Origin of the sequence: Granulicella mallensis MP5ACTX8 (assembly GCF_000178955.2) — a bacterium.
In the GTDB taxonomy this organism is placed as follows: Bacteria; Acidobacteriota; Terriglobia; order Terriglobales; family Acidobacteriaceae; genus Granulicella; species Granulicella mallensis.
Map to the genome: position 1 here is coordinate 5119591 of NC_016631.1, position 19438 is coordinate 5139028.

The window sequence follows — 19438 nt, forward strand, 5'->3', positions numbered from 1 at the left end:
GAAGTGGGCGCGCCATAGAGCGACATCTGAGTTCCGGACAGCGATACCTATAGGTTTGATGCAAAATATGGGCCCAGACATTTCCTTCCGGAAAGAGGCTCTCCATGAGCAGTCTCTTTTTTCTACTCGATCCGGCTGGATCGTTCAGCTTACCGGCAGCCACCATCCTAATCAAACGGATGCAAGGACTGCTCCATGGTTTGCATCGAGTCACCCCGTTACGGATAAGTATTCCCGATTGTAGGGCCTTGCCCCGTGGAACCGTCAGCCCTGGACCTTAGACCGATAGACGAGGAAGAAACCGGCAGGCACGAGGAAGACGGTGAGGAGAACGGAAAGGGTCAGGCCACCGATCAACGCCTGGGCCAGTGGGGCATACGATTCGCTGCCCTCACCAAGCTTGAGCGCCATGGGCAGCAGACCGATGACCGTCGCAAGAGACGTCATCAGAATGGGCCGCAGCCGAACGCGGCAAGAGGTAATGATCGCCTCGCGAACAGCCATTCCCTCTTTCAACAGATGATGTGCAAACTCCACGATCAGGATGCTGTTGGAAAGCGCTATGCCTGCCAACATGACGACGCCCATGAGAGACATGACATTGAGCGTCGTCCCCCAGAGAAGAAGAGCGATCAATACGCCGGTGATGCCGGGCGGCAGCGCCAGCAGAATAATGAAGGGATCGAGAAACGACCGGAACTGCGCTACAAGGATGAGATACAGCAGAAGGATAGAGAGCGTAAGACCGATGGCGAAGCTTCGGAAGGAAGCGTACATGGATTCGACGCTGCCCGTCAGGGTTGCCTCCATTCCATGCGGCGTCTGGGTGGTATCGACGATGTGCTGGATCTCTCGCGTGATGTGGCCAAGGTCCTCATGCTCAGGACGCACATAGATATCAATCACCCGCCGGATCTGCGTGTGATCCAACTCGGTAGGAGCATTGAACTGCTGAATCGTAGCCACCATATCGAGGCGTGTGGGCTGCGTCACATTGACGCCATGCAGCGGAATCGCCTTGAGGTCATCGATCGATTTGACCTGGCCTTCCTTGTACATGACTGTCAGGAAGTAATTATTACCGCTGTTGGGATCGATCCAGATGCTGGGAGCGATCATCTGGTTGGAAGTCAGTGCGGTAATAACGTTTGAAACCACCTCTTTTTCCGTAAGGCCCAGTTCGCTGGCGCGAGTGCGATCGATCGACAGCCGAAGCGAGGGATAGTCGACATCCTGCGGAATATAGACATCGGCGACTCCGTGAATGGCCCGGATTCGCGCAGCGATTCCTTGCGCCACGCTGTAGTCGGCGTTTATATCGTTGCCGGCGACTCGTACGTCGATGGGGGCAGGTGATCCCATATTCAAAATGCCATCTACAAGACTGCCACTCGAAAAGAACGCTTGCAGCTCGGGCATCTGGTTAGCAATCTTGCGTTTGACCTCGTCGATGTACTTGAAGCTGCTGATCGTATGATCGGGCTTGAGCGCTACCTGCGTGAAGCCGGTGTGCATGGCCGAGTTCGGAGAATAAAGCGCCGAGAACCCGGGATCGACGCCTATATTGGAGACGATCATCCCCATATCGTGTTTTGAGACGATGCTGCGAATGAGATTTTCGAGGCGCGTGGTCTCCTGCTCGGTATCGTCGAGCCTGGTTCCAGAAGGGGCTTTGAAATTAATGACGAACTGGCCGGCATCCGTTCGGGGAAAGAAGGAGAGCCCCAACAAAGGAAACAGCAACAGGCTCAGCAAAAATAGAACACCAAAGCCAACCAGCGTAGCGCGTGGCCAATCGAGGACGCGCGCCACAAGACGGTCGTAGCGGTGCAGGAGAGCTTCAAAGGCAGCACTAAAGTGTGCGTTGAAGCGCGCGGCAAGGCCGGGTTTGACTGCCGGATCGGCGGGGATCATCTCTTCGGTCTCCGCAGATTCGTGAACAACGTCTCCATGAGCGCTCTTGATGAACCGGGCGCAGAAGAGTGGAACAACCGTGAGCGCGACGAAGTACGAGGCGAAGAGAGAGATCACGACGGCGAGAGCAAGGGCCGAAAAGAGAAAGCGGCTTACCCCATAAAGCAGCGTCACAGGAAAGAAGACGACGACTGTAGTGAGAGTGCCGGCGAGTACCGGCAGGGCGACTTCCCTTCCTCCTTTTTCGGCGGCGACCACCGGTGACTCGCCGCCTTCAAGATGCCGAAAGATGTTTTCCAAGACGACAACGGAGTTATCGATGAGACGCGACAACGCCAGTGCCAAACCGCCCAGGATCATGCTGTTCACCGAACTGCCTGCCAAATGAAGGATGAAGAAGGTAGTGAGCAGGGACAGGGGAATAGAGAAGAACACGGCGATGGTCGCACGCACGCTTCCAAGAAAGATAAGGATCATCAGGCAGGTGAGAAAAAGGCCAACCCCTCCCTCATGCAGCAATGTTTCGATGGCGGTCTTTACGAATCGCGACTGATCGAAGACGATCTTGCTTTCCAGAGAAGGCGGGACGTCGTAGAGCTTCTTGAGCGTCGTCTGTACGCCGTTGACGATAGCGATCGTATTGGAGTCTCCGCCTTGCTTGAAGATGGGCAGATAGACGGCACGCAGGCCATCGACATGCACGATGTTGTACTGCAAACCGAACGAGTCTTTGGCCACGGCCACATCGCCCACACGGACCGGCGATTGACCGACCATCTTGATCGGAACCTGCGCGATGTCGTCAGGCCCCTTCAACATGGAGTTCGTATAGATGTTGTAGTCATAACGACCGATCTGCACATCGCCCGCGGGCAGAATCACATTGGCATCGTTGACCGACCGCACGACATCCATCGGGCTAAGCTGGTTCGCCTCCAGCTTGTAAGGATCGGTATACAGCATGATCTGACGCCAGCGGCCGCCAAAGGGCTGCGGCACGGACGCACCGGGCACACCGGCCAACTGGTTGCGTACAAAGTTCTGCCCAATGTCTTTGAGCGTGCTCTCGTTCAGCCCAGCGCCACTCAGCGTCACCAGAGCAACGGGAAGACTCGAAGCGTCCTGCTTGAGAACGATTGGGGGATAGGTGCCGGGCGGCATATCCTTCATATCGCTCATGGCAAGCGTAGAGATGGACGCCGCCGCTGCATCGGGATCGGTGCCGGCACGGAAGTAAACCTTGACGAGACTTACACCCGGCAGCGAACGCGACTCCATGTGATCGATGCCGCTGGCGAGTGTGAACTGGCGCTCCAGATGATAGGTAATGTTGGTCTCGATCTGCTGCGGAGGCATGCCGGAGTAGAAGGTAGCCACCGCGACAACCGGCAGATTGATCGGCGGGAACATATCCACCGCCATGCTGCCCGTGCTGACCGTGCCGAGGATCATCACCACAAGGCACAGAACAACGATCAGATATGGGTTCTTTATCGCAAATCCCGACATAGTTCCGGCTTCCTCGCTCTGGATCGGTTAGCTGAATGGAGAGCTGAATCGAGTGGACAGTTCAGCTACGGCTGGTGCCGTTGGCCTCGTAGCTCGCGGGATGCGCGTCTACCTTTTCTCCGTCGGAGAGTCCGCTATGGCGGCCCACAACCACCTGGTCACCGCTGCTCAGACCGGAGAGTATCTCGACACGCGTGGGTGTCTGCAGACCCACTGTGACGCTCACCAGATGCAGCTCGTTTCCGCGAACGACATAGGCATGCTGCACGCTGCTGCCAAGGCCATCGATCGCATCTACAGGAACGCTAAGCACATTGGGATGATCGGCGAGATGTAGATGGACCTCCGCATACATACCGGGAACGAGCTTGCCGTCTGGATTCGGCACGTCAACCTCGGTCTCCATCGTGCGGGTCGAAGCCTGCAAGGAGTCGGCATAGCGTGTGATCTTGCCCTTGATGGTTCGGCCCAAGGTAACGACATTCACATCGACCGGTTGCCCGTCATGAATCTCGGCAACTGCGTTCACTGGTACAGGCAGCATCAGGCGAAGAAGGCTGTTCTCTGCCAGTCGCACCACCGGCATGGCCTGGGTCTGTGACGAGATGCCTGCCTGGATCATGGAGCCGGTATTGGCATAGCGCTTGGTGATGACCCCGGCAAAAGGAGCGCGGATGCTCGCATACTGAAGCATCGCATTCGTGCGAGAGAGCTCGGATTCAGCCTGCGACTTTGTCTGCAGAGCTGCATTGAGCGCCGACTGCGCACCGGCAAGCTGCGCGGCAGCCTCAAGGTCACGCGACTGCGCGACATCTACTTCCTGCCGCGGAACCAGGCCAGGCTCTCTGGTTAGAACATCCTGAATTCGCTGGAAAGAGAGATGCGTGATGTTCGCTTCAGCCTGGGCTCGCTGAATCGCTCCCCTTGCTGTAACGACGTTCGCCTGTGCCGCAGCGACACCGGCGTTCGCCTTTGCCATTTCGTCCTGTAGTTCGGGGACCTCGAGAGTGGCAAGCAGATCGCCCTGCCGAACGTGGTCGCCGATATCGACGCGAATGTTTTTGACATAGCCCGCCACCTTGGCCATCACGTCGACATCCTGGTAAGGCACAAACTCGGCCGTCAGGACCAGGTCGTTGGTCAGCGTCGCCGGAGCGACGGAGGCAACGGGAACGCCTGGCACATCGAGAGCAGCAACAGGAGTGGCCTGATGGCAAGAGGTCAACAGGCATGCGGCACCTGTAGTCAGCGTGACGAGCGCCAGCAGTCGTCGGCAAAGAGCCATGTCGAGAGGTCCTTTCAGTTCAAGAGGCCGGCCGCGTAATCCAACTCGGCGCGACGGGCGAGATAGCTGTAGTTGGAGTCGGCCGCATCGATCTCGGCGGAGGTTTCGTTCAACTGCGCTTCGTTGAGCTCCACAATGCTGCCCAATCCGGCACCATAGCGAGCCTGTGCCAGACGCAGAGCTTCCTTACTCTGGGCTACGAGCCGTGCGGAGACATCGAGGCTGCGAAAGGCTTCGTTGGCGCGATACCAGCCGTCCCTCACCTGCTCGTTGACTTCGAGCTTTACCTCGTCGGCATCGCGTGCACGCGCATTGGCCTCAAGCTCGGCCTCGCTACGGCGAGCCGCAAAGAGGCCTCCGTTGAAGACCGGAATGTTGAGATTGAAGCCCGCTGCAGCGTAGTTATCGTGCAGGGTATGGTCGCGGAACGGCACCTCCCCGGCAGATCCCACCGCGCTGAGCGTGGGATAGCTCAACCGTTTCTCCGAGAGTGCAAACTGGACCGCGGCACGCTGCTGGGCTTGCGCTGCGTTGAGGTCGGCGCGTTGCGTGTCTGCGAGAGAGAGGAACGAAGCAGGATCGGGAGCGAGCGACGCAGGCAGGTCTACCTCTTCCAGAGGGGCAACGACAGGCTGTTGCTGTCCCATCGCACTTGCCAGATGAGCGCGTTGCTGTTCGACAGTGCTTTCGGCCCGCACGACTGCCAACTCCGCTTCACTTTGGAGGACAGCCGCAAAGTTCACATCAAGGGTCGAACGAAGTTCGCTTTGAGCCAGTGCTCTGATCTGTCGTGAGATCAGTTTGCGATTGTCGAGCGCCTCGCGTGCTGCATGCAGCACGGCCTCTGCGCCGAGCACCTCGAAGTACGCCTCGCGGACATTCAACCGCACCTGTGCTGTAGTCAGCGTTGCAAGGTCACGCTGTGCTTCTGCGGACGATCGCGAGCTGGCAATCAACGCACTGGTTCTGCCGAAATCCGTAATCAGTTGGACGAGGCTTCCACCGTAGGCAAAGCGGTCGGAGATCGACGAAGTAGTGATTGCGCCTGCTGCCGTCGAGGTGCCTGTATCGGCGACTCGAACACCCGTGGCGTTGAATCCAACCGTGGGCAGAAGAGCGGAGCGGGCCTGGCGGATTCGTTCCGCAGAAGCACGCGCTCGCAGTTGAGCAGCAAGCATCCGGGGCTGATTGGCGAGAGCGATCGATTCTGCCTGCCCGAGTGTAAGCGGCGGAGCAGCAACCACGGGAGCTGGCTGCTGTGCATGCCCTATCGCGAAGAGGAAGCAGAGGAAAATTGTGGTGGCACTCTTCAACAGAGTGTCACCCTGTTTTGCAATAGGCATCAGGACAAAACCTTTTCGGCAGTAAGTCTCCAGATTCGTTGAAACGCAAGCTCTGCGATAGCGGCCTAGCGCGTGGCTACTACCTGGTCTTGCGACAGAACCTCCAGTAAAGCCGTGCTGTTCTTCCAGACTTTGGGCGCGACACGGTTGGAGGTCAGCACGAGGGTCGAAGGCTCCCCAGTCTTTCCGGTCTGCTGCAGCCTGGTGCCTGTGAAGCCGTACAAACCGCAGGCGGACGCGGAGTAGATTCCCACCGATACTTCCGTGTCACTGCCGTCGCATCCGTTCGGAGCGTTTCCGGAGGCTGCGATGAGATGGGCATACACACCACCGCGCCGATTGTAGCCAACGATATCTCCGTCCTGCGAGACGACCTCTGATTGCGAGGGAGTCAACACGTCGCCGCCAATCTGCGTGACGGTGGCCAGCGTGTCGTCAGTGCCTGTCGATTCTCTTGCGCCCCAGGAGGTGACAGGATCCGCGATGGCCCGAACGTACACATTCAGGGGGAAAGTGGCGGAGTTTGAGCTGATGGTGTCGAATCGAATCGAAAGGCTCGACTGCTTTTGCACGGCATAGGGTGTTTTATCTAAAGCAAAAGCATTAGCGGCAATTACGTGCCCTGTAACCTCAGCACCGGCAGGCAGGACTTTCCCGTCGGAGAGCGCAACGCTCTGAGTCGTTCTGGCATGCACCACGTCGCCTGCATGTGCATGGTTGGCGTCCAAACCACTTTTGAAAACGATAGGCAGCGTCGTCTTTGGAGACAACGTTCCCGACGTTGCTGCATGGCCGGTCTGTGCAATCAACACAGGGGTGAAGCAAAGGGAGGCTGCGATTAGAAAATGAAGTTTCATAGGTCAACTCCGTCCTTTCAACACCCTGAGTTGACCACGCAATCCCCTTACATCCTGCTTACAACTCCCTGACATTTCGTGCCATCTACTTGCTCCTGAGAGATGGGTAAGACATCATCGTCATAGTGGAGAAAGACCTGACAACGCGGCGCGTCCTGGTAGTTGAAGACGACAGGAAGATGGCGGATGCGCTCGTCAGCGGCATCAAGGCAGCCGGATATGACGTCAGCGTGGCACGCACGGGAGAAGAGGGATTTTTTCTGGTGCATAAGCTCTTCCCCCATCTCCTGGTGCTGGACCTGCATCTTCCTCAGCGCAACGGTCTCGAGATCCTGCAGCAGATTCGCGCGCAGGCACTGGATATTCGCATCCTGATCCTTACGTCCAACAACACTCCCGAGGACCGGGTAACAGGCCTGAATGCGGGCGCGGACGATTATCTCGGCAAACCTTTTTCATTCCCTGAACTACTCGCCCGCATCGGTTCCCTTCTGCGTCGTATGCCGCTTCCCGCATCGGCTGGACTGTTGCGCATCGCCGATCTTGCCCTGGACACCGAGAGCCGCACGGCCAGCAGATCGGAGGTCCGCCTCGACCTCACTACTCGCGAGTTCGACCTGTTGCTTTATCTGGCGGAAAATCGCGGACGCGCCGTGTCGCGAGAGATGTTGGCGAAGGATGTGTGGAAGGAAAATTCAAGATTTACACCACTCGACAACGTCATCGACGTGCAAATGACCCGGCTGCGCCGCAAGGTGGATGACCCGTTCACGACCAAGCTCCTGCATACCATTCGCGGCGTGGGTTTCATTCTGCGGGAGCCCAAGCCATGAAGATGCTGGCCTCCAGCCCTATTCGGACACGGCTTACCGTGTGGTACGTCGCCCTTCTGGCAGCGATTCTCGTGGTCTACATCTCGGTCGTATTTATCTTCCAGTACGGGTTGCTGGAACACCAGATGTTTCACGATGAGGTCCAGGATGTCGAGACCGTAGAAGGTCTGCTGTTCTTCGACGCGCAGGGACAGCTCCACCTGCAGCAGGACTACTACTCGCATCCCCGCTCGCACCTGCTGGTAGATCGGTTGATGGAGGTCCGCGATCTGTCCGGTGTCGTGCTTTATCGGACCGATACCCTGAATGGTCTTTCGCTCGGCGGTCCCTCCCGGCCTAATGAAGGAGGAAATGGGTTCGACGAACGCGCCATCAAACTCGCCGATGGAACGCATGTGCTGGTCATCAGCCACCTGCATCCTATCGGAGGGAGACAGGTGCTCATCCGGCTGGGGTACAGCCTGGTGCCTCTCCGCGACCGGATGTTTCAGTTCTTCCTGCTCCTGCTGGTGGCCATGCCGGTCGGCCTGGTGATCGCGGGATTCGCGGGCTATAGCATCGCCAAACGTGCGTTCCTTCCGCTGGACCTGATGGCCGCACGCGCGGAGCAGATCACGGCCAGCAATCTGCAGGAGCGCGTCGTCGTCGAGAACGAGCACGATGAACTCGGCCACATGGCGAGAGTCCTCAATCACCTGCTGCAACGCTTAGAACAGGCCTTCGCTCAGCTACAGCGGTTCACGGCAAATGCGGCCCACGAACTCAGAACACCTCTAGCTTCTCTTCGCGCTGCCGGAGAGATTGCGCTACAGGAAGCTGAGGATCAAGAAGGCTATCGCGAAGCCATCAGCAGCATGCTTGAAGAGACGGTTCGTCTCGATCAGACGATCGATGGGCTGCTGATGCTTTCGAAGGCTGAAGCCGCACAGCTTGAGGCGATGGACGAGTTTCTTCTGCCTGATCTTGTAGACGAGATTCTATTGCTGCTGGAGGTCGTTACCGACGAGAAGCAGATGATCGTGGAGCAGGAGCAGGATGACCATGCACGACAGGTCATCTTCGCGGACCGCAGCCTGGTGCGGGTGGCGTTGTTGAATGTATTGCATAACGCGGTAAAGTTCTCGGGCGTTGGTTCCACGCTCCGCATTCGCTATTCGCGGGTGCAGTCGTCTGCTGTTGAGATGGAGCGGGTGTGCATTCATGATTCCGGTCCCGGCATCTCTGCGGGGGAGCATCAACGAGTGTTCGAGAGGTTCTTTACCGGGAAATCGAAGAGGGTATCTCCGAATAGCGGGGCGGGGCTTGGGCTTTCTATCGCCAGGCTTGCGGTGGAGCGGAATGGCGGGAAGATCTTCTTCGATGAGGCTGTTGCGAGTGGGGCGCGTTGTTGTGTGGATCTGCCGATCATGCGGCAGGCGAAGAAGAGCGTTTAGAACGAAGCCAGGATAGATGTTTCATGTTCCCCAACGAGGCGTCATCCTGAGCGTAGCGCCTCGCGCTTTTTTGCGAGGCGCGGAGCCGAAGGACCCCGGGAGACTTTATCTTGCCTATGGTGTCAGGACCTTTTCTAGCACACAGATCCGAGCTCGAACGCTTGAGGTAGAAAAGGTGCAAGAGATATAGGCAAGATTGCAACCCTCGGGGTCCTTCGACTGCGCAGCTCGCAAAGTGCGCGAGCTACTTCGCTCAGGATGACGTTTCTGTGGGGGATCGAAGATGTTATGGGTGGCAATCCCTGTATGCCCTCCCCTGAACGTCGTTCACACGATTTTCATATTCGTTTGGCAGCTGTGACATAGCTTTAACAGTAGCCCTATGAATGTGCTGGTCATTGAAGACGATAAGAGGATCGCGGGACTGGTCGAGCGCGGTCTGCGAGAGAACGGGCACGAGGTCGTCCTGTCCCATAATGGCAGGGAAGGCGCCGAGATGATGTTGAACGGAAGATACGACGCCGCCCTGCTCGATATCTATCTGCCCGGCATGGATGGCTTCGAGGTTCTAGAGCAGGTGCGGGCGCGCCGCTGCAAGACCCCGATCCTGATGCTGACCGCTGTGGATGCCGTCCCCAAGATCCTGCAGGCCTTCGATATGGGCGCTGACGATTACCTAATCAAGCCATTTCTGCTGGAGATTCTGCTGGCGCGCGTAAGCGCCATCGCACGGCGCATGCAGCCTGCGGTCGAGCCGCCAGTGGTGCTTGCCGGAGGAATTACCCTGGATCGAAGCCGCCGCGTCGCGATACGTGGCGGAAAAGAGATCTACCTTACGCGCAAGCAGTTTGAGCTGCTCGATGCCCTGATGCGGCGCAGCGGCATGGTGACCTCACGAGACCAGTTGATTGAAGCAGGTTGGGGATATCTGGCGGATGTAAAGGAAAATACGCTCGACGTCTATATCCACGGACTGCGCGCCAAGCTTGAAGACAAGACGCACGATAAACTTCCCCTGATCCGAACCATTCACGGCACGGGTTATATGTTCGTGACGGAGTAGAGGGACACGATGCGCGATTTTTCCGTTCGAGCACAACTCACTCTGTGGTATCTGCTGGTGACCTTTACGGGCCTGCTGCTCTTCGGTGTGCTGTCCTACGGCGCGCTGCGGTTTGCGCTGTTCCAGGGAAAGAAGTCGCACCTGCAAGGGCGTGAACAAAGGCTGACCCAGTTCCTCAAAGAGAACAAGGTTGAGGGGACTCCCTCGCCTCTGACCGAGCAGCTCAGGAAGTATGCGATCGCGACGCATGAAGGCAACCTGTTCGAGATTCGCAACCCGGATGGGAGCCTGCTGTTTCCGCTCGACGTCAATAAGGAAGACAGAATCTCCCCGGGGAGTGACAGCTGCGAGCAGACGGTCTACTTCTTTCAGACCCTCGAGAACAAACCCGCGATGGTGATGTGCCACCTGGCTCTGTTGAATGGACGGCAGGAGCGCCTCTACATCGGCGGCGCGCTGGATGAAGAGTTTTACATGCTGCAGGTCTATCGCAATGCCCTGCTGCTGTTGACGCCTGTGCTGTTGAGCCTCTCCGCCATCAGCGGGTATTTCCTGAGCCGCAAGGCGCTGAAGTCGGTAGACCGCATGACGAGGGCAGCGGTGAATATCGGCATCGGTAACCTTTCCGCGAGACTGCCTGTGCCCTCGGCGCAGGACGAGATCCAGCATCTGGCCGTGGCCTGGAACCAGTTGCTGGGCAGGCTGGAGACGGCGGTCTCGCGACTCAGCAAGTTCTCGGCGGATGTGTCGCATGACCTCAGGACTTCGATCACGGTGATCCTGGCTACAGCCCAGCTCTCGCTGCATCAGCGCCACTCGGAAGAGGAGTATCGCGAAGACCTGAACAAGGTGGTGATGGAGTGTCGCACGGCTTCCACGCTGCTGGATGCCCTGCTCTCGCTGGCACGCAGCGAGACGTTCAGCCATGAGGTCGCGTTCCAGCGAATCAATATCTGTGAACTGGTCGTGAATGGATGCAGGCGCGTCGAAGACCTGGCGGAGTCGACCGGGATCATGCTCGACTGGCATCTTCCGGATGAAGCGATGTACATCGAAGGCGATGAGCTGCTGCTGCAACGGCTGCTGGGCATTCTGCTGGACAATGCCATCAAGTTCACGCCGGCGCACGGAGAGATTGGGGCGGCGGTGTCGCGCACCGAAAGCGAGATCGTCGTGACGGTGCGCGATACGGGCATCGGCATGTCGGAGGACGTGCGGCAGCGTGTCTTCGAGCGGTACTACCAAGCGGATCTACGCGAGAGAAAGACGCAGGCAGGCAATGGGCTGGGGCTGGCGATTGCGCGCTGGATCGCGGATGCACACCAGGCGGAGTTGACGGTCGAGAGCATGCCGTTGAACGGCTCCGTCTTTCAGATCAGGTTTCCGGCAGCGGCGGGATTGCAGGCGGCGATGCCGAAAGTGCAGACAGTTTAGTGTCTGACAAATCGGGGACGATATATCTTATTCCCTTATAGAGACGTCATCCTGAGCGTAGCGCCCCGGCTTTTGGGGACGCGCAGTCGAAGGACCCCGAAGGATTTGATCTCGCCCAAGAGGTTGGGATCTTTTCCAGCACGAGAGTCCGGGCTCGAGCGATCGAGGTAGAAAAGGTCCGAAGGATATGGGCAAGATAGTAACCCTCGGGGTCCTTCGACTGCGCGTCCCCAAAAGACGGGACGCTCCGCTCAGGATGACGATTCTGTGGGAGTACAAACAAAAGCTGATGACGCTTCTGTGGGGAAATGAAAGACAAAAGCTATGCGTGCAGAGAGCTTGGTTTCGCTCCAAACCGCTATCTCCGATTCGTCAGACAATACTTAGCGTGCGTGATTCATTCCTCCGTATTGCTTCTTAAGAAAAGCTGAAATCCATCTGAAGGAAAGCTGAAGGCCGACGGGATGCACCGCTCTTCCCGCGCCTGGATTTCATGCCACCAACGACACGAGACTGCTGCTCAGCACGAAGCAAAAAGGCCGTGGAATCAGGTTTTTTTGCATCTCCTGCCAGATCCGGTCACGATCTTGAAAAGAGAGCGGTTGCGATCTGCCCCCGCGCCAAAGTCACAGCAGACCGAATGTAACTCCAAGTTCATACTCTGCGGCTACGTTTGCGAAACCAAGACGTTTATTGGTGTTTTTGGAGGAGACCTTGAAATTGAAACAGGATTTGGTAAAGCTTTGGCGCTGCGTCGTAGTTGCAAGCCTATTCGTGATTGTTTTCGCGGCAAGCCCCATCCGCATGTCGGGACAACAGGGACCGGATACAACTCTTACGGGAATTATTCTGGACCCGCAGGGCAATGCGGTACAGAACGCTACTGTGACCGTAAAGAATGAATCGACCAATGCCGTTCGTAAGCTCACTGCCGATGCCCAGGGACACTTCTCCTCCCTCGATTTGCCTGCAGGCAGATATACCGTTGAAGTCACAGCGCCAGGCTTTGGCACCACCGACCGCACCGGGCTGCTCATCACGGCAGGCCAACCGCAGGACATTTCGATCAACCTGAACGTCGGCAATGTATCGCAGCAGGTCACAGTCGACGGCTCCGGGGCCGACTCGGATTCCATCGCCGCTCAGGCCTCGCCGGTTCAGTCCCTTCTGAATGCCCGCTCCGCGCGATCGGAGATCAGCTCCGAGTTCATTCAGCAGTTCACGTCTCCGGTGGCGGACTATACCGAGATCATTCAGATCGTTCCCGGCACCTTCACCATCAATACCAACGGAGTCGGCCTCGGCCAGGCGACCACTTCATTCCGCGGCTTCCAGGATGGCGAATACGACATTACCTGGGACGGCATTCCCTTCCAGGATACGAATACTCCGAGCCACCACTCGTGGGCCTTCTTTCCGGGCCAGTGGATCGGCGGAGTCGACTTCGACCGCAGCCCCGGCTCCGCCTCCACCATCGGGCCTACCCCGTTCGGCGGATCGGTGAATCTTCTCTCCAAAGAGGTACCGGTGCAGCATGCGGTACGGGGCACCGTCTCCTACGGCTCGTTCAATACTCTTCTGCTGGACGGTGAGTACGACTCGGGCAGCATCGGCGCCAATCGCAAGACCAGCCTCTCGCTCGATGTGCACCGGCTGACCTCGGATGGCTTCGAGACCTTCAACCATCAGGAGCGCAACGCGGGAGAGATCAAGGTACGGTACCAGTTCTCGGATAAGACGGTCTTGACCGGATTCAGCGGCGTCCTCATCCTCGATGCGAATACTCCGGACGCAAACCTGCCGACGCGAGACCAGGTAGCTCAGTTCGGATACAACTTCCTGCTGAACGATATTCCCAACGACCCTTCCAACTACCACTACAACAAGAACCATGTGCCTACCGACTTCGAGTATGTCGGAGTGAAATCGCTGTTCGATCATGGCTGGAGCCTGGACGTAAAGCCCTACACCTATAGCTACAACAACCATCAGCACTATACAAACATCGGATCGATCACCACTCTCACGGATACGCCGACCGCCGCCGATCCGAATGGATATTGCGCGACGATTCAATCCAACGGCAGGCTGCCGTGCGGCATCGACAAGCTCAACAGCTATCGCCAGTACGGAGAGACCAGCACGATCAGCCAGACCTCGAAGTACGGCGTCTTCCGCACAGGGCTCTGGTACAACTGGTCGACTACTAATCGCTTCCAGTTCCCTTCCGATCCGCTTACCGGCCTCGACCAGACCTTGCCGAACTTCCATGAGACGTACTACACCAACATCTATCAGCCTTATGCGGAGTACGAGTATCGCGCTATCCCCAGGCTCACGCTTACCGGTGGCTTAAAGTACGCCTACTACAACCAGAACTTCACGCAGTTTGCGGATGATGGCAAGACGGTTGGAAACCTGAACGGCGCGGCGTCGATCAACAATGTCGCGGGGTATCACTCCTATCTGCCCTCGGCGGATGCCAACTACCGCATCATGAATAACTGGTCGGTCTATGGCCAGTTCTCCAAGGGCAGCATCATTCCTCCGACCAGCGTCTTCGATGTGTCGACGGGAAAGGTCTCGGACCTGCCGAAGCCAACGGGAGTCTCCACGTACCAGACGGGTTCGGTGTTGAAGCTCAAGCGGCTGATGCTGGACGGCGATTTCTACTACATCAAGTTTCAGAACACGTATAGCGCCTTCAACCCAACCGATGGCCAGGGGGATACCCTCTACTTCCTCGGTCCTGACTCCATCAGCAAGGGTGTCGAACTCGAGACCAACGTGTCCCTGTGGAAGGGTCTGAGCTTCTATGCGAATGGAACTGTCGGCTCGGCAACCTACACGGGTGCAGGCGTGCCTTCGGGACTTTGGGTCACCAATACCCCGGCGAATACGCAAGGATACGGATTGACCTACCAGGATAAAAATATTGACCTGGGAATATTCGATAAGCGTATCGGACCGCAATGGAACGATAACGGCTCGTATCACAACCAGGTCTACACGGACTCCTTCAGCACCGTGAACCTGTTCCTGAACTACACGGTCAAGAATCATTCGCGATTCAACGGCACAAAGGTGGGGTTGAGCTTCAATAACCTGCTGAACGCGCACGATATCGTCGGCGTCATTCCAGCGGCATCCCCAAACCCCTTGATCCTGCCCGATGGAACCATGTCGCCGTATCTTGCGACGACGGCTATCTCGGGAGGAGATCAGTTGACGCAAACCCCTGGGCGCAGTGTGATGCTTACGGTCACGTTCGGCTATACCGGCAAACGATAGACCATATCCCTCAGCGGTACGAGGTGAAGAGCCTCTTCATCGCGGCTGGTTGAGGCAAAAATGGAAGGGCAGGGGTTGATCCCCTGCCCTTCCGTTTTTGTTTGCAGCAGAGTGTTTGCGCTCTGCGAGGCGGTGTCTCGATCGCCCATGGTTCAATTTCCCGGTGGAATTTTGATAAAAGTGCAGCCGGTCTGCTGATAACCTATCTGGGATTCCCGGGCCCCGTTCTGCATATGTTTTACGCATAAGACCACCGTTCCGGTGTGGGAGAATTTCGTGAGAAATCGTTGTCTATTTTTTTCGTCTGTAGCCAGCGTACTGGGCGTGGCTTTTGCTCTGGGGCTGAGCGGCTGCTCGGCGAACTTCGGGGACGTCTCCACGGCCTCGACGCAGACCGCGATGCACATTCGAGGCGTGGTTCATGGCGGCCAGCAGCCGATCAGCGGCTCGCATGTGTATATGTATGCCGCCAGTACGGCCGCTTATGGCGGGAACGGCATCGCCCCCACTTCCGGTGCTACCGGCAATGCGTCAACCTCGCTGCTGACGGCAGCAACGGGAAATCCAGCGGATACGAATGGGAACTTCTACGTCACCACGGATACCTTTGGCGACTTCGATATCAATGGGGCGTTTGCCTGCACTTCCGGGCAGCAGGTCTACCTGTACTCGACCGGCGGCGATCCGCAGTTGGCCGGAACAGGAGTTGCCGGGACACCGAATCCCGCAGCCTCGCTGCTGGCTGTTGTGGGCGATTGCTCCAGCTCGGCCTTCCCGGGGGTTACGTCCGTAGCCATGAACGAGATCACCACGATGGTCGCGGCCTACACGCTGGCGGGCTTTGCGACAGACCCGCTGCACATCGGAGCGCCCAGCGCGGTAACTGGGCATGCGCTCTCCGGGACCGGGTTGGCCAACGCTTTCACTACCGCGCTGAATGTTGTGGACCAGGCCAGCGGAACGCCTCATGCGACTTTCCCGGACAATAACCAGGTCACCGTTCCAGTGGAGAGCATGAACACCGTGGCGGACTTCCTGGCTGCCTGTATCAACTCCACCGGAGCCAGCTCGTCGGGATGCAGCACGCTCTTCGCCAACACGAATAACGGGACGGCTCCCACCGACACCGCAACGGCGGCCATCCACCTCGCGCAGAATCCAACCAGCAACCTCAGCGCTCTGCTCAATCTCGCGACCAACGCCAGCCCCTTTCAGCCGTTCTCTACCCGTGCCAAAACCCTGGCTCTCACGCTCAACTACTCCGGCGGCGGCTTGAATCAGCCAGATGCAGTTGCGATCGACGGGGCGGGAAACGCCTGGGTCACAAATTCCGGAGGTAGCTCCGTGACCGGGATTTCCAGCAACGGGACCTATCTCTCCGGGGCCAACGGCTACGCCGGCGGCGGCATCAACAACCCCGAGGGGATTGCGATCGACGGTGCAGGCAACATCTGGGCAAGTAGTTTCCCAAGCAACTCCGTGACCAAGCTCTCCAATGACGGAGCATTCCTCTCCGGAGCCAATGGCTACACCGGTGGCGGCCTGAACGGGCCCGGTGGGATCGCGTTCGACGGCGCGGGCAACGCCTGGGTCACGAATACCGAAGGTGTCTCCATGACCGAGTTATCCAGCACCGGAACAGTTCTCTCTGGAGCCAACGGCTACATTGGCGGCGGCGTGAACGGCCCCTTTGGGGTCGCGATTGACGGCTCGGGCAACGCCTGGGTCGCGAATCTCGGAGAGAACTCCGTAGTCGAGCTTTCCAACACCGGGGTATTCCTCTCCGGAGCCAATGGCTACACTGACGGCAACCTGTTCGACCCCTTTACGGTGGCAATCGACAGCTCGGGCAACGTCTGGGTGGTAAATCTCGGAGGGAACACCGTGACCAAATACTCCAATACAGGGGCAGTCCTCTCCGGGGCCAAGGGCTACATTGGCAGTGGTCTGAGCGAGCCAAGTGGGATCGCGATCGACGGCGCGGGTAACGTCTGGGTCGCAAATTCCGGACATAACACCGTGAGCGAACTCTCCAGTTCCGGAACCATCGTCTCCGGGACCGGCTTTTATACCGACAGTAGCCTGTCCGAGCCCTATGCAATCGCGGTCGACGGCTCAGGCAACGTCTGGGTCGCAAATGCCCAAGGCAACTCCGTGACGGAGATAGTCGGCGTTGCTGCCCCTGTGATTACTCCGCTCGTTGCCGGCCTGCCCGTTGTACCGACGAAGGACGGAAGCAGCAACCTGGGCACGCGCCCGTAGCTTATTCGGCTTCGGGCTCTACCCGGCGCTCATTCCTGCGTGTTCTTTGCGCAGGAATGGGCGCCATCGTTCGTTAGGCGCAGGCTGATTTTCCGGTGAAGTTTACCCCTTGCTATTCAAAGTGCTGTTTATCTGCTGTTAGGCTATCTGGAGTTCAAGAACAGTTCTGGGTAAGTTTCAGCAGGAAACCACCGTTCCGGTGTGGGAGACTTCGTGAAAAACCATCGTCTATCCGTCTCGTCCGTGGCCAGCGTACTGAGCGTGACTTTTGCTTTGGGGCTGAGCGGTTGCTCGGCAAACTTCGGAACCACCTCCGATACCGCAACCCAAACCGCGGTACACATTCAAGGACGGGTTCATGGTGGCCAGCAGCCGATCAGTGGCTCACATGTGTATATGTATGCCGCCAGTAACGCTGCTTATGGCGGTAATGGCATCGCTTCGACCGCAGGCGCTACCGGCAATGCGTCGGTCTCGCTGCTGACTTCCGCGACGGGGAACCCGGCAGATACGAACGGGAACTTCTACGTCACCACAGATGTAAACGGAAACTTCAGTATCAATGGAGCGTTTGCCTGCTCTTCCGGCCAGCAGGTCTATCTGTATTCGACCGGCGGAGATCCGCAGTTGAATGGCGTAGGAGTAGCTGGGACGCCAAACTCCGCGGCATCGCTGATGGCGGTTGTCGGCGATTGCTCCAGTTCGACCTTTCCGGGGGTTACCTCGGTGTTCATGAATGAGGTCACCACGGTGGCTGCAGCCTATGCGCTGGCGGGATTTGCTACCGATCCCCTGCACATCGGCGCGCCCAGCGCGGTGGCGGGCCATGCGCTTGCCAGAACTGGATTTGCTAATGCCTTCAATACTGCGCTGAACATCGTGAGCCAGACCACCGGGGTTCCCAATGCAACCTTGCCTCTGAACGCCACCGCCGCCGTTCCCGTGACTACGATCAACACCCTTGCGGACATACTCGCGGCCTGTATCAACTCCAACGGAGTCAGTTCGTCTGGATGCAGCACGCTCTTCACAAATACAAACTACGGCACGATGCCCACCGACACGGCAACAGCGGCCATCAACATCGCGCAGCACCCGGCAGCCAACGTCAGCGCGCTGCTCAACCTGGCAACCAATGCCAGCCCCTTCCAGTCCATCCTTACCTCTGCCAACGACCTGACCCTCGGAATCCAGTACACCGGCGGCAATCTGAGAAGACCACAGGCAGTAGCCATCGACGGGGCGGGCAACGCCTGGGTGACGGATAACACAGGGAACTCCGTAACCAAAGTCTCCAGTGGCGGGGCATTCCTCTCCGGGGCCAGCGGCTTCTCCGGCCTGAATGGGCCCTTTGGGATTGCGATCGACCTCTCGGGCAACGCCTGGGTGACGAATAGCCTGGGCACCTCCATCACCGAATTCACCAATAACGGGGTCGTCCTCGGCAGCTACTCCACTGGCAATATGCAGGCGAGGTCGGTCGCGATCGACAGCGCAGGCAACGGCTGGGTGGCCAATTTTATATTCGACAGTGGCGTCTTGAATAAGTTCTCTCCTAGCGGGACACCGCTTAAAACCTACAACGGCCATGATCTGAATGAGGCCGATGCGATTGCCCTCGATGGCGCGGGGAATGCGTGGGTGGCTAGTACCCCCGGCGAAGTGACCGAGTTCGCCAACGCCACGGCACTCCCCTTTGCTCTGATATCCGCCCCAGACCTTCCAACCGGGATTGCGATCGACAGCGCAGGCAACGCGTGGACGAGTGATTTCGAGAATGCCGTGATCGAGTACTCCAACGCAGGGGTGGTCCTCAATACTTACACTGGCGCCGGCTTGAACAACCCAGAGGGGATCTCCATCGATGGTGCGGGCAATGTCTGGGCGAGTAATTTTATGGGGAACTCGGTGACTGAGTTCTCCAAGACCGGGACGGTCCTCTCCGGAGTCAACGGCTACACCAGCAGCGGCCTGACCTTTCCGGAGTCGATTGCGGTCGACGGCTCGGGCAATGTCTGGGTGCCTAGCTTAGGCGGCAACTATTTGACTGAGCTCATCGGCATCGGTGCTCCTGTGATTACTCCGATCGCTGCAGGTCTGCCTGCTGTTCCAACGACGGACGGAAGCAGCAAGCTGGGCACACGCCCGTAGCTTCTTCGGCTTCGGGGCTCTACCGGCGCTCATTCCTGCGTGTTCTTCGCGCAGGGTGGGCGC

General features: G+C 58.0%; 11 protein-coding genes. 7 read left to right on the plus strand and 4 right to left on the minus strand.

Annotated elements, in window-relative coordinates; translation table 11 throughout:
- Positions 1 to 264 precede the first annotated feature (264 nt).
- The 4 genes from ACIX8_RS19880 to ACIX8_RS19895 form a co-directional block, all read right to left on the minus strand.
- Positions 265 to 3423, minus strand: a complete 3159-nt coding sequence (locus tag ACIX8_RS19880) for an efflux RND transporter permease subunit (protein ID WP_014267178.1) — start codon at positions 3421 to 3423, stop codon at positions 265 to 267.
- A 61-nt stretch (positions 3424 to 3484) separates the two neighbouring features.
- On the minus strand, positions 3485 to 4708 hold the full coding sequence (locus tag ACIX8_RS19885; protein ID WP_014267179.1) for an efflux RND transporter periplasmic adaptor subunit: 1224 nt from the start codon (positions 4706 to 4708) through the stop codon (positions 3485 to 3487).
- Between the two features lie 14 nt (positions 4709 to 4722).
- Complete coding sequence (locus tag ACIX8_RS19890; protein ID WP_014267180.1) at positions 4723 to 6051, minus strand: TolC family protein; 1329 nt, start codon at positions 6049 to 6051, stop codon at positions 4723 to 4725.
- A gap of 65 nt (positions 6052 to 6116) precedes the next feature.
- Positions 6117 to 6908: a hypothetical protein gene (locus tag ACIX8_RS19895; RefSeq protein ID WP_014267181.1), complete on the minus strand. Its 792-nt coding sequence runs from the start codon at positions 6906 to 6908 to the stop codon at positions 6117 to 6119.
- A 125-nt stretch (positions 6909 to 7033) separates the two neighbouring features.
- Between ACIX8_RS19895 and ACIX8_RS19900 the strand changes: the two genes are divergently transcribed.
- The 7 genes from ACIX8_RS19900 (at position 7034) to ACIX8_RS19930 (ending at position 19375) form a co-directional block, all read left to right on the plus strand.
- Positions 7034 to 7741, plus strand: a complete 708-nt coding sequence (locus ACIX8_RS19900) for a response regulator transcription factor (protein WP_014267182.1) — start codon at positions 7034 to 7036, stop codon at positions 7739 to 7741.
- Positions 7738 to 9174 carry a sensor histidine kinase gene (locus ACIX8_RS19905; protein WP_014267183.1) on the plus strand — a complete coding sequence of 479 codons (1437 nt, stop codon included), beginning with the start codon at positions 7738 to 7740 and terminating at the stop codon, positions 9172 to 9174. Before ACIX8_RS19900 ends, ACIX8_RS19905 begins: the two co-directional genes overlap by 4 nt.
- Before the next feature lie 382 nt (positions 9175 to 9556).
- Positions 9557 to 10237, plus strand: coding sequence for a response regulator transcription factor (locus ACIX8_RS19910; protein WP_014267184.1), 681 nt, complete (start codon positions 9557 to 9559; stop codon positions 10235 to 10237).
- Positions 10238 to 10246: 9 nt separating this feature from the next.
- Positions 10247 to 11671 (plus strand): sensor histidine kinase, encoded by a 1425-nt coding sequence (locus ACIX8_RS19915; protein ID WP_014267185.1) that lies wholly within the window; start codon positions 10247 to 10249, stop codon positions 11669 to 11671.
- A gap of 714 nt (positions 11672 to 12385) precedes the next feature.
- Positions 12386 to 14962 (plus strand): TonB-dependent receptor, encoded by a 2577-nt coding sequence (locus ACIX8_RS19920; protein WP_223295396.1) that lies wholly within the window; start codon positions 12386 to 12388, stop codon positions 14960 to 14962.
- A 276-nt stretch (positions 14963 to 15238) separates the two neighbouring features.
- Positions 15239 to 17224 (plus strand): virginiamycin B lyase family protein, encoded by a 1986-nt coding sequence (locus tag ACIX8_RS19925; RefSeq protein WP_014267188.1) that lies wholly within the window; start codon positions 15239 to 15241, stop codon positions 17222 to 17224.
- Between the two features lie 213 nt (positions 17225 to 17437).
- The gene (locus ACIX8_RS19930) at positions 17438 to 19375 is read left to right on the plus strand and encodes an NHL repeat-containing protein (RefSeq protein ID WP_014267189.1); all 1938 of its coding nucleotides are present in this window, start codon (positions 17438 to 17440) and stop codon (positions 19373 to 19375) included.
- Positions 19376 to 19438: the final 63 nt, after the last annotated feature.